12 protein-coding genes are annotated in these 11,728 nt (G+C 63.6%); 6 read left to right on the top strand and 6 right to left on the bottom strand.

The window, feature by feature from the left end:
• Positions 1 to 26 precede the first annotated feature (26 nt).
• The gene (glcE, locus tag CU110_RS10250) at positions 27 to 1,229 is read right to left on the bottom strand and encodes a glycolate oxidase subunit GlcE (RefSeq protein ID WP_084209015.1); all 1,203 of its coding nucleotides are present in this window, start codon (positions 1,227 to 1,229) and stop codon (positions 27 to 29) included.
• Positions 1,230 to 1,291: 62 nt separating this feature from the next.
• Positions 1,292 to 2,791: a glycolate oxidase subunit GlcD gene (gene glcD / locus CU110_RS10245; protein WP_084209014.1), complete on the bottom strand. Its 1,500-nt coding sequence runs from the start codon at positions 2,789 to 2,791 to the stop codon at positions 1,292 to 1,294.
• Between the two features lie 3 nt (positions 2,792 to 2,794).
• Between glcD and glcC the strand changes: the two genes are divergently transcribed.
• Positions 2,795 to 3,601 carry a transcriptional regulator GlcC gene (glcC, locus tag CU110_RS10240; protein ID WP_127735811.1) on the top strand — a complete coding sequence of 269 codons (807 nt, stop codon included), beginning with the start codon at positions 2,795 to 2,797 and terminating at the stop codon, positions 3,599 to 3,601.
• 91 nt (positions 3,602 to 3,692) lie between these two features.
• Entirely contained in the window at positions 3,693 to 4,277 is a 585-nt protein-coding gene (locus tag CU110_RS10235; protein WP_084209012.1) for a VTT domain-containing protein, read from the top strand.
• On the opposite strand, the gene CU110_RS10230 is transcribed toward CU110_RS10235, so the two are convergent.
• From CU110_RS10230 to CU110_RS10215, 4 genes are all read right to left on the bottom strand, one after another.
• Positions 4,205 to 5,635, bottom strand: coding sequence for a D-serine ammonia-lyase (locus CU110_RS10230; RefSeq protein WP_127735808.1), 1,431 nt, complete (start codon positions 5,633 to 5,635; stop codon positions 4,205 to 4,207). The two genes, CU110_RS10235 and CU110_RS10230, sit on opposite strands and share 73 nt — an antisense overlap.
• Positions 5,636 to 5,818: 183 nt before the next feature.
• Positions 5,819 to 6,238 (bottom strand): CBS domain-containing protein, encoded by a 420-nt coding sequence (locus CU110_RS10225; RefSeq protein ID WP_084209010.1) that lies wholly within the window; start codon positions 6,236 to 6,238, stop codon positions 5,819 to 5,821.
• A 38-nt stretch (positions 6,239 to 6,276) separates the two neighbouring features.
• On the bottom strand, positions 6,277 to 7,761 hold the full coding sequence (locus CU110_RS10220) for a dihydrolipoyl dehydrogenase (protein WP_077372695.1): 1,485 nt from the start codon (positions 7,759 to 7,761) through the stop codon (positions 6,277 to 6,279).
• A 92-nt stretch (positions 7,762 to 7,853) separates the two neighbouring features.
• Positions 7,854 to 8,603: a glutathione peroxidase gene (locus tag CU110_RS10215; protein ID WP_077372697.1), complete on the bottom strand. Its 750-nt coding sequence runs from the start codon at positions 8,601 to 8,603 to the stop codon at positions 7,854 to 7,856.
• Between the two features lie 516 nt (positions 8,604 to 9,119).
• On the opposite strand from CU110_RS10215, the gene CU110_RS10205 reads away from it, so the two are divergent.
• The 4 genes from CU110_RS10205 (at position 9,120) to CU110_RS10195 (ending at position 11,633) form a co-directional block, all read left to right on the top strand.
• Positions 9,120 to 9,281: a YqaE/Pmp3 family membrane protein gene (locus CU110_RS10205; protein ID WP_043334518.1), complete on the top strand. Its 162-nt coding sequence runs from the start codon at positions 9,120 to 9,122 to the stop codon at positions 9,279 to 9,281.
• Between the two features lie 21 nt (positions 9,282 to 9,302).
• Complete coding sequence (locus CU110_RS10200; protein WP_240665353.1) at positions 9,303 to 10,271, top strand: ABC transporter ATP-binding protein; 969 nt, start codon at positions 9,303 to 9,305, stop codon at positions 10,269 to 10,271.
• A complete protein-coding gene (locus tag CU110_RS17095; protein ID WP_240665352.1) occupies positions 10,268 to 10,429 on the top strand; it encodes a TOBE domain-containing protein in 162 nt (53 codons plus the stop codon). Before CU110_RS10200 ends, CU110_RS17095 begins: the two co-directional genes overlap by 4 nt.
• Positions 10,430 to 10,547: 118 nt before the next feature.
• Positions 10,548 to 11,633 (top strand): extracellular solute-binding protein, encoded by a 1,086-nt coding sequence (locus CU110_RS10195; RefSeq protein ID WP_077373234.1) that lies wholly within the window; start codon positions 10,548 to 10,550, stop codon positions 11,631 to 11,633.
• The last annotated feature ends 95 nt before the right edge of the window (positions 11,634 to 11,728 follow it).

Below are 11,728 nucleotides of genomic sequence, written 5' to 3'. Positions count from 1 at the left end.
AGGTGCGTCTCCCGTCATGAAGTGAATCACATCTCGGCATATAGACGACCGGGATTGAGGATGCCGTGAGGATCCAGCTGCTGCTTGAGCTGGAGGTGATAACGTGCATTGATGGCGGCCAGTGGCATCAATGGACTGTCCTCGGCAGCGACGGCTCCCGGGCTGTAGCAGATGGCATGGCCACCCAGCCGGCTGGCCAGCGAACGAACCCTGTCAGCGGGGGCGTCGCTGTAAAGCCAGCGCTGGGCGCCTGCCCAGTCACACAGCAGGTCGGCGTCCTCAAGATGACCCAGCAGCTCGCTGACGGCGGCTTGCCATTCGACGTGATCCAGTGCCAGCGGCAAGGACAGTCGCCACAGGGCCTGATGTGGCGCACGCGCGGTGAAGAAGGGCAGGCGGTGCTCACGCAACTCGGTCCAGTGCGCCGATGCCTGGTCAGGCATCAACACCTCGCCGCCCAATTGCTCGCGCCCGGCCTGGACCGAACGCTCGCCCCCTTCCAGGCGCAGGGTGAGGCGACCGTCATGCCAGCTGGTCGCCGTGACCGGCAGCGGCGTGCGCCCCCAGGCATCCAGGCGAGTCAGCGCCTCGGCGAGACTTAGCTCCAGGCACAGCGATTCGCTCGCCACCGGGCGCGGCATCACCTTGAGCGAGACTTCGCTGATCACGCCCAGCGTGCCCTGGGCACCGCACATCAGGCGCGAGAGGTCGTAGCCCGCCACGTTCTTCATCACTTCGCCGCCGAAGCGCAGCGCCTTGCCGTCGGCACTGATGATGCGCGTGCCCAGTACCAGGTCGCGCAGGCTGCCGCTCCAGGGGCGGCGTGGGCCGCTGAGTCCAGAGGCAAGGGTGCCGCCGACGGTCGCTGCGGGGCCGAAGTGGGGCGGCTCGCAGCTCAGATGCTGGCCTTGTTCGGCGAGCACGGCCTCCAACGTCGCCAGTGGTGTGCCGGCACGTACCGAGACCATCAGCTCCACGGGGTCATAGTGGGTGATGCCGTGGTGCGTGCGCATGTCGAGTACTTCCTCGGCAGCCACTTCACGGCCGAGAAAGGTCTTGCTGCCACTGCCGGCGATGCGCAGCGGGCGTCTCGCCTCATGGGCGGCGCGGACCTGCTCGCAAAGTGCCTCACTGGCATCGTGTTCCTGCGTGTGCTGGCTGGCGGCAGGTGTGGCGCACTCGGCATGGCTTGGCACCTGATCCTGGAGCGAATCATCTGGCTCTGGCATGGCATATCTCTATAGAAAAACCGTCCAGACGCGCGCAAGCTGTCCAGAAATGCGGCAGCTGTCTAGAAGCGCGGAAGCTCCGGATGTGGCAGCTGGTTGTGATGCACATGCATGGCACCGAATTCGGCACAGCGCGCCAGCGTCGGGATGTTCTTGCCGGGATTGAGCAGCCCGGTGGGGTCGAAGGCGGCCTTCACGGCATGGAAGACGCTGATCTCCTCGTGATTGAACTGCGCGCACATCTGGTTGATCTTCTCGCGGCCCACGCCATGTTCGCCGGTGATGCTGCCGCCGGCGGCCACGCACAGTTCCAGAATCCTGCCGCCGACCTCCTCGGCCAGCTCAAGCTCCCCGGGCTTGTTGGCATCGAACAGGATCAGCGGGTGCATGTTGCCGTCACCGGCATGGAAGACATTGGCCACCGCGAGCCCCGATTGGCGCGAGAGTTCGGCGATACCGTTGAGCACAGCGGGCAGTTCGCGGCGCGGGATGGTGCCATCCATGCAGTAATAATCGGGCGACATGCGGCCCACGGCAGGGAAGGCATTCTTGCGTCCGGCCCAGAAGCGCGCGCGCTCGGCCTCATCACGGGCGAGCCGGATCTCGGTGGCACCGGCGCGTTCCAGCACCTCGCGAACCCGTGCGCAATCATCAACGACATCGGCCTCGGCACCATCCAGCTCGCAGAGCAGGATGGCCGCGGCCTCCACCGGATAGCCCGCGTGGATGAAGTCCTCGGCGGCGCGGATGGCGAGGTTGTCCATCATCTCGAGCCCGCCGGGGATGATGCCGCAGGCGATGATGTCGCCCACCGCACGGCCGGCCTTGTCGATATCGGCGAAGCTTGCCATCAGCACCTTGGCCGTCTCGGGGCGGGGCAGCAGACGCACCGTGACTTCCGTGACCACGCCCAGCATGCCTTCGGAGCCTGTCATCAGCGCCAGCAGGTCCAGTCCGGGGGAGTCGAGGCTGTCGGCGCCGATCGTCATCGCCTCGCCCTCGATGGTCAGCACCTCGAGCTTGAGCAGGTTGTGCACGGTGAGGCCGTACTTGAGACAGTGCACGCCGCCGGCATTCTCGGCCACGTTGCCGCCGATGGAGCAGGCGATCTGCGAGGAGGGGTCCGGCGCGTAGTAGAGCCCGTATGGGGCGGCAGCTTCTGAAATGGCCAGGTTGCGCACCCCGGGTTGCAGGCGCGCGGTACGCGCATCGGGGTCGAGCTCGAGAATGCGCGCCATGCGCGACATCACCAGCAGCACGCCTTGTTCCAGCGGCAAGGCGCCGCCGGAAAGGCCAGTGCCAGCACCGCGCGTGACCACCGGAACCCCCAGCGAGTGGCATTCGCGCAGCAGGGCGGCGACCTGTTCGACACGCTCGGGCAGCGCGACCAGCATCGGCATGACGCGATAGGCCGCCAGTCCATCACATTCGAAGGGATGCAGATCCTCTTCGCGATGCAGCAGGGTGAGGTCGGGCAGCAGCGTGGTGAGGTGCGCCAGTACCCGGGACTTTTCGTGCTGGGGGAGAGGGCCATCCAGCGTCGGGTCATACAGGATATTCATGCCATGCCTCCAGGAGAGTCCGGTGAGCAGCGTGCGCCGGAGCATGCGGCGGCGCGCCTCGAGCAGTTGATACTGGATGGTGTGCTCAAGCCGGGGCAGATGATTCCTTCGGAACGCAGGCTCTGTGAGCGACTGGGTATCTCACGCGCCTCGCTGCGCGAGGGGCTGAGGCTGTTGCGTGGCAAGGGCATCATCGAGACTCGCCACGGCAAGGGCTCAAGCGTCGCTCAGCTGTTGCCGAGCGGCGATATCAGTCCGTTGATGCACCTGTTTCGGGACCAGCCGCGCACCTTGTATGACCTGCTCGAGGTGCGCGCGCTGCTGGAGGGGCAGTCGGCGCGACTGGCCGCCCAGCGGGGTACGCCGGCGGATAGAGTACTGATCCGGCGTCATTACGAGGCAATGGCGGCCTGCGTGCGCGAGTATTCGCCGGACTTTCCGTCCTCAGCGCAGGGCGATGAGGCGCTGCCGGATGCCCAGCAGCTGGCGCGTCACGACCACGCCTTTCACCACGCCATCTGTGAGGCATCCCACAATCCGGTGCTGGTGCATACGCTCAAGGGCATCAATGACCTGCTGCTCAGCTCGGTGTTCGCCTCGCTGCGCAATCTCTACCATCGGCCGATTCCCCGCGGCCAGATCAATGCTCAGCACACGGCCATCTATCGTGCGGTGATGGACCAGCAGCCGGACGCTGCCGAAAGAGCGGCGCTGGACCACCTGCACGGCATTCGCGACAGTCTGCGTGAGCTGGAAGCGGAAGATGAGCGGCTCATCCGCTCTGCCATGCGTCTGGAAGGCTTCGAGTAGCGCGCAGGGTTTGGCGTGTGGCCAGGCTGGCAAGCGGGGCGGACTCAAGGCAAAGTGGTCAGCTCATCATTCAGGACAACGTGCTGCCTTCATGTGGAAACTCTCTTCCGCGAGTGATTGGCTCGACCGCCTCAATCAATCCCGCCACGCCATGCTGTGGCTGTTCATCGCCTCGATGCTGGAAACCCTTTTGATCCCGATTCCCATCGAGGTCATCCTGATCCCGTGGATGCTGCGCCATCCCGAGCGCCGCTGGCGAGTGGCCGCGGTGGCATTGGCCGGCAACCTCACCGCGGCGCTGCTGGGGTTCTATCTCGGGGCCTATGCACTGGCGGCGTGGGGCGATGGGTTGATCAGCTTCTTCGGCGGTCAGCAGGCCTTCGAAGCCTTCCAGCAGCGCTTCAGCGAGCAGGGCTTCCTCGCCATCATGCTGATCGGCATCGTGCCGATTCCCTTCCAGAGCGCCATGCTGGTCGCCGGTGCCAGCGGGTATCCGGTCGGGCTGTTCCTGCTGGCGGCACTGGTCGGGCGCGGAGTGCGCTATTTCGGACTGGCGGCCCTGGTGGCACTGGTCGAGGATCAGGCGATGGCCCTCTGGCAACGCTATTCACGCCCGCTGGGCGTGATCGGGCTGACCCTGACGGGCGTGTGGTTATGGCAGGCGTTCATCGCCTGATCCAGCAACGCCTTGCCACGCTGATAGTCGGCCTGCCAGATCTCATCGGGCACCATGCTGCCGCCGGTGGCCCATATGACATGGGTGGTGCTGGCCTGCACTTCGCCGTCATCCAGCCCGACAGCCGCTCGCCAGGCGTGCCACTCGGGGGCGTCATTGCGCAGCACGCGGATGATGCCGGGCACCCCGGCCAGCGCCGACGGCTCAAGCTTGAGCCCTTCGCTGTCATGCGCCAGCGCCAGCCATTCGAGCATGCTGTCATCCGACAGGGTGTAGATGCCACTGAGCAGCGGTGCCATCACCTGTCCGACGAAGGCCGAGGCGCGCCCCACCGCCAGGCCATCGGCACAGGTGCGATTGTCCAGTCCGATATCCTCCACCGCGATGCCGTCATGCTTCCCGGTCAACATGCCCAGCAGCATGCAGGGGGAATTGACCGGCTCGGCGAAGAAGCAGTGCACGGCGTCACCGAAGACCTGCTTGAGGCCGTAGGCCACGCCGCCCGGGCCGCCGCCGACGCCACACGGCAGGTAGACGCACAGCGGATGGCGGGCATCCACGGCAATCCCCTGATCCTCGAGCTGCCGCGCGAGGCGGCTGGCTGCCGTGGCGTAGCCCATGAACAGATCCCGCGAGCTTTCATCATCGATGAAGTGGGCGTCTGGCTGCTGCGCCTCCCGGCGTCCAGCCTCGACCGCCTTGCTGTAATCGCCGCTGTGCTCCACGACCTCTGCGCCACGCGAGCGCAGCAGGTCCTTCTTCCACTGCTTGGCATCCGCCGACATGTGGACGGTGACGCGAAAGCCGAGTCGGGCACTCATGATCCCGATGCTGAGTCCAAGGTTGCCGGTGGAGCCCACCAGTATCCGCTGGTTGGCCAGCAGTGCCTGAATCGCGGGGTGTTCGAAGGTGCGATAGTCGTCATCAAGACGCACAAGCCCTGCGTCAATGGCGAGACGCTCGGCATGCTTGAGCACCTCGTGGATGCCACCACGTGCCTTGATGGACCCTGAGATCGGCAGTTGATGGTCACACTTGATCATCAGGCGGCCGGGGAGTGCGCCCAGCGCCTGCTGCAAGCTGGGCGCTGCCACCAGCGGTGATTCGATGCGCCCTGACGCGGCGGCCGTCTCAGGAAAGGCCTCGGCAATCCAGGGCGCGAAACGTGCCAGGCGCGCCTCGGCAGCCTCGATATCCTGTTCGCCCACGCCACTTGCCTGCAATGCCGGCGAGGCCTGCGCTTGCGTGATGTCGAGTCGTCCGGGGTTCAGCCAGCTGATTTCCCGGCGAGCCCTCAGAGTGGCAATTTCCGGATGATGCAGGGTGAGGGCACTCAGATCATGGGGCGTGGCAGACATGCGATGTCCTTGTGGCGTCTTCATCAGGCAACGCACGTAGCCCAGCTTTCACATCTGGTAAAGGTCTGTGACAAAAAAGGCCGATTTTTTTGGCCACCCTCGGGATAGAAATGCCAAAGCTGCAGTCATAGTTGGCAAGGACATGATGTTATCGCGATGTTATGTCTGGCTTTAACTGTTCTTTCAGCAACCCGCCTGCATGGTGAGCAGGGCACTCAGGACATCACGACGTGTCACCACACCGATCAGGCGTCCCTGTTCCACCACGGGATAGACCTTGGGCTGATGCCCATTCATGCGCTGTGCAAGGTCGGTGATGCTGTCATTGGGGCCGACACTCAGGACCTCGTGACGCATGAGGTCACCGACCTGTGCGTGTTGGCCGCAGTGATAGGCGCTGTCGAGCAGCTTGCCGAGGATGTCCTGCTCCGAGATGAAACCGACCAGACGATCCAGGTCATCGACCACAGGCGCACCCGGCAGACGGTGATGGGTCAGGCCGTGGGCGAATTCCAGGATGCTGGTGCGAGCCTTCACCCGATAACAGTCGCGGGACATGATGTCGCGAAGGGTCGAAGGGACCTTCAGTTGTGTGGCTTTCATGGGCAGGTCTCCTGCTTCGCCGCTGTCGTGCGGCGAGATCAGTCGCCCGGGCCGCACTCCATGCAGCGTTCGACCACGGCCGGCCCCAGCTGCAGGTTGGCATTGAGATCCCGCAGCGCGGTGCGCAGACCTTCCTCGATCACCGGGTGATAGAAGGGCATTTCCAGCATCTGCTCGATGGTCATGCGCTGCTGATGGGACCAGGCCAGCAGGTGGGCGAGGTGCTCGGCACGGGGACCGAAGATCTCGGCACCCAGCAGCAGGCCAGTGCCTTGCTCGCCATAGACGCGCAGCATGCCCTTGTTCATGCGCATCACGCGGGAGCGGCCCTGGCCGGTGAAGTCGACTTCGCCGACCGCGTAGCAGTCGCAGGCACCGTAGCGCTGTTCGATCTCGGCGGTGGAGAGGCCGATGGTCGCCATCTGCGGATCGCTGAAGACGACGGCGATGGTGCTCTTGCGGTGACCGGCACGCACCTCGGGGAAGCGACCGGCGTTGTCACCGGCGATACGGCCCTCGTCGGAGGCCTCGTGCAGCAGCGGCAGGTCGTTGTTGGCGTCGCCGGCGATGAAGACATGGCTCGGGGTGTCATCGCTCAGGCGAGTCTGCAGGGTGTGGCGATTGAAGATCGGCACGCCGCGCTCGTCCAGCTTCAGCCCGAGGGCGTCGATATTTAGGCGATCGACATTCGGGCGACGACCGGTGGCCGCGAGCAGATAGTCGAAACGTTCGGTCAGGCGAGCTTCGCTGCCACGCTCGATGAAGGTGATCTCGACACCGGCACCGTTCTCGTCCTCGACACGTTCGATCTTCTCGACCTTGGCGTCCGGGTCCAGATAGAACTCCTCGTTGAAGACGCGATCGGCATTGGCACGCAGCTTCTCGTCACGCAGCGGGCCGATGGCGCCGCCGACGCCGAACATGCGGATGCGCACGCCGAGACGCGTGAGCGCCTGGCCCAGCTCCAGCCCGATGACGCCCGGGCCGAAGACGGCGACGGATTCCGGCAGGTCGTCCCACTCGAAGACGTTGTCATTGATGATCAGGCGGTCACCGGCATTCTCGAAGAAGCCCGGGTAGCTGGGGCGCGAGCCGGTGGCGATCACGACACGCTCGAAGGTCACGCGGGTCTCGTTGTCGCCGATGATCAGGCTGTTGGCGGTCTCGAAGCGTGCATTGCCGCGCAGCTTGTCCTGCGGCGGGATGCCTTCCACGGACTCGACCACGAAACCGACGAAGCGGTCGCGCTCTCGCTTGACGCGGTCCATCACGGCGCGGCCATCCACCTTGACCTCGCCTTCGATATTGATGCCGAACGGTGCGGTATCACGGGCGTGATGCGCGGCTTCCGCCGCACTGATCAAGAGCTTGGAGGGCATGCAGCCGACACGGGCACAGGTGGTGCCGTAGGGGCCGCCCTCGATCATGACCACGGAATCGGTGTGGGCCTTGGCGGCGCGATAGGCGCCGAGTCCTGCACTGCCTGCGCCGATGATGGCGACTTCAACCTGGCGTTCGTTCACGTCGTACTCCTCAAGGTGCGCCAGCGGCGCACCTGACGTGACCCGCGCATGATGAAACGAGATGGCGATGGGGTTACGTCAGCGTGAAGCGCTCAGGCGCTGGTCAGGCTGCCGAAGTAGCGGGCGACTTCATCGCTGCCGCCGACGTGCTCACCGTCGATCCAGACTTGAGGCACGGTGGCCTGGCCGGTCATGGCGCGCAGGGTGCGAGAGGTCACGCCACGGGTGCCGACTTCGATGACTTCGTAGCTGATGCGGGCTTCATCAAGCATCTGCTTGGCACGTGCGCAGTACGGGCAGCCCGGCTTGCTGAACAAGGTGGCGAAGCTGGGACGGCCGGCTTCCGGGTCCAGATAATCCAGCATGGTGTCGGCGTCGGAGACTTCAAAGGGGTCGCCCGGTTTCTGCGGCTCGATGAACTGCTTCTCGACCACGCCGTTGCGCACCAGCATGGAGTAGCGCCAGCTGCGCTTGCCGAAGCCGATATCGCTCTTGTCGACCAGCATGCCCATGCCCTGTGCGAAGTCACCGTTGCCATCGGCGATCAGGCTCAGGTTCTCGGCTTCCTGATGCTCGCCCCAGGATTCCATGACGAAGGCGTCGTTGACCGACAGGCAGACGATCTCGTCGATCCCGACCGCATAGAAACGATCGGCCAGTTCGTTGTAACGCGGCAGGTGGGTGGAAGAGCAGGTCGGGGTGAAGGCACCCGGCAGGGCGAAGACCACCACGTTGCGGCCTGAGAAGATCTCCTCGCTGGTGCGTTCGACCAGACGGCCGTCGCGGCGAATCTTGAAGCTGACGTTGGGGACTTGCTGGCCTTCGTGTGACTCGAGTTGCATGAAATTGGCTCCGATCTCGACAAGAGAATGTTGAATGGGTTGGCAGGCGATGAAGACTGAAGAATCAGTGCCTTGCGAAACTGGAGCCAGTCTATGCAGATGCCGGGGGCGGGTGAATTTGATTGCATCAAGCGATGCGATAGCTTTTCTTGATGACGTTTTTTGTTCGAAAGCGGTGTGCAGGCTTGATATTGCTCGGTGTCAGCCGCAGGTAGTGGGTAAGTCACAGCATCGTCAGGTTTCGCGCCTGACAAGCGAGGCAGCAGATGAACGCAAGAGAGTACATGGCAAAGCACGGCCTGGATGGCGACAAGGACAAGGAAGAGGACAAGCCTCAGAGTCTGGAAGAACACGCCTGGGCACGTGCACGTGAGTCGGGCAGTCACCGCCCCCGCAGTGGCACGCCACATGACTGGGAGGACTGGGAGCGCTATCACGAGCAACTGGCAGCGGAGTCCGAGTCGCTTGCACAGAAGGTCAATCGTGACTCCCGGGTCCACCCGCAAGGAGCAAACTATGGATATCATTCGCATCATTCTGGCCATCATCCTTCCGCCGCTGGGCGTACTGATGCAGGTGGGGGTCGCCAACAAGCATTTCTGGATCAACATCATCCTGACCTGTTTCGGCTTCCTGCCGGGGATCATCCACGCCGTGTGGGTCATCACCAAGTTCTGACCATGGATACCACGCATGGTCATGACTGCAGAGCCCGACGCGCCGCAGGAGACCAGCTCCTGCTTCGCGATCTTCAATGATGTGCAAAAGAGCTATGACGGCGAAACGCTGGTGGTCAAGGGCTTCAATCTTGAAGTTCGGCGCGGCGAGTTCGTCACCCTGCTGGGGCCGTCCGGTTCCGGCAAGACTACCTGCCTGATGATGATGGCGGGCTTCGAAACGCCGACTCATGGCGACATCCTTCTCGACGGTACCCCCATCAACGACTTGCCACCGCACAAGCGCGGCATCGGCATGGTCTTCCAGAATTACGCCCTGTTTCCGCACATGAGCGTGGCCGAGAACCTGGCATTTCCGCTGGAAGTGCGCGGCATGAGCAAGGAAGAGATTTCCACCAAGGTGGCCAATGCCCTGGACATGGTGCGGCTCGGCGAATTCGGGGATCGCCGCCCGGGGCAACTCTCCGGCGGACAGCAACAGCGGGTCGCCCTGGCGCGCGCGCTGGTCTTCGAGCCGGAACTGGTGCTGATGGATGAGCCGCTGGGGGCGCTTGACAAGAATCTGCGTGAAGAGATGCAGTTCGAGATCAAGCGCATCCACCAGCGTCTCGGCGTCACCATGCTCTACGTGACTCACGACCAGACGGAAGCGCTGACCATGTCGGACCGCATCGCGGTCTTCAATGATGGCATCGTCCAGCAGCTGGCGACCCCCGAGGCGCTGTATGAGGCGCCGGAGAATGCCTTCGTCGCCTATTTCATCGGCGAGAACAACCGCCTCAACGGGCAGGTCACACAGCTGGAAGCACAAGACGCGCATTGCACCGTGACCCTCGACAGTGGCGAGCAGGTGCGGGCACTCAAGGTCGCCGTCAATGAGATTGGCGAGCGTACCCAACTGTCGCTCCGCCCGGAGCGGGTGCGTCTGCTGTCCAGCGAAGAGGCAGGTGCCCTCCCGACAATGTCTTTACCGCCGAGGTGCTTGAGGTGATCTATCTTGGAGATCATCTGCGCACGCGAGTGGCGGTATGTGGCAGTGACGAATTCATCATCAAGACACCCAATGCCGAAGGCTATCCACCCTTGCGGCCCGGACAGACATTGCAGGTCGGGTGGGATGCCTGCGATTGCCGAGCACTGGATGCCTGACGACAGCACAGGCTTACCCGAGAGAGCAACAGCACGATTCGCGACAAGAGTGCAGTACAACAACAAGAATTCAGGGAGATTCACCCATGTCAGTGATCAATCGATTCATCTCTTCAGCATGCCACTGCGTGCCGCTCTGGTCGTGGCGGTCGCCACGGCAAGCCTTGGCGCCACCGCAGCTCAGGCCGAGACACTCAATATCGTGTCGTGGGGCGGGGCGTACAGTGAAAGCCAGCTCAAGGCCTATCACGAGCCATGGGAAGAGAAGAGCGGCGATACCGTCGTCAATATCGACAAGTCGTCCAATGCGCTCTCGGGGCTGCGTGCCCAGGTACAGGCAGGCAACGTCACCTGGGATCTGGTCGACATGTTGCCCAGCGACGCGCTGATCGCCTGCTCCGAAGGGCTGATCGAGCCGCTGGACCCGGACACCCTGTTCGCGGCAGCGCCGGATGGAACACCGGCCAGTGAGGATTTCATCGAAGGCTCGCTCAGTGAGTGCTTCGTGCCGCAGATCGTCTATTCCAACATCGTGGCCTTCAATACCGAGATGTTCCCCGAGGACAAGCAGCCGGATTCCATCGATGATGTCTTCAATCTCGAGGAGTTCCCCGGCAAGCGTGCGTTGCAGAAGAAGCCGATCAACAACATGGAATGGGCACTGGTCGCTGATGGTGTGGCACCGGAAGAGGTCTACGACATGCTGGAGACCGATGAAGGCATCGAGCGTGCCTTCGCCAAGCTCGATACCATCAAGGACAGCGTCATCTGGTGGGAGGAGGGTGCCCAGCCGCCGCAGCTGCTGGCGGACAAGGAAGTGGCCTTCGCCTCTGCCTACAACGGCCGTATCTTCAATGCCGAGGTCAACGAGAAGCAGCCCTTCGCCATCGTCTGGGATGCTCAGGTGTTCGAGCTGGACGGATGGGTCGTCCCGACCGGCAAGCTCGACAAGGTCAAGGATTACCTGATGTTTGCCACCGACACCCAGCGTCTGGCGGACCAGGCCAAGTACATCTCCTACGGTCCGGCACGTACCTCGTCTGCGGCGCTGGTCTCGACCCACGCCGATACGGGCATCGACATGAAGCCGCACATGCCGACCTACGGCCCCAACTTCGAGACCGCCATTCCCAAGGATGACGAGTTCTGGGCCGACAACCTCGATGAGCTGAGCCAGCGCTTCAACGCCTGGCTGGCACGCTGATCCCCGCACTGACCCGATGGCCCCGGTGGCGCACGACCGCGCGCCGGGGCCTTTTTGATCATGCCTGATCGCCCGGCAGCGTGCGGGAAGCGGCT

The organism is Cobetia sp. ICG0124, from assembly GCF_004006355.1.
GTDB classification, from domain to species: domain Bacteria; phylum Pseudomonadota; class Gammaproteobacteria; order Pseudomonadales; family Halomonadaceae; genus Cobetia; species Cobetia marina.
The sequence above is the reverse complement of the archived record's forward strand: the minus strand, read 5'-3'. Positions and strand labels throughout refer to the sequence as shown.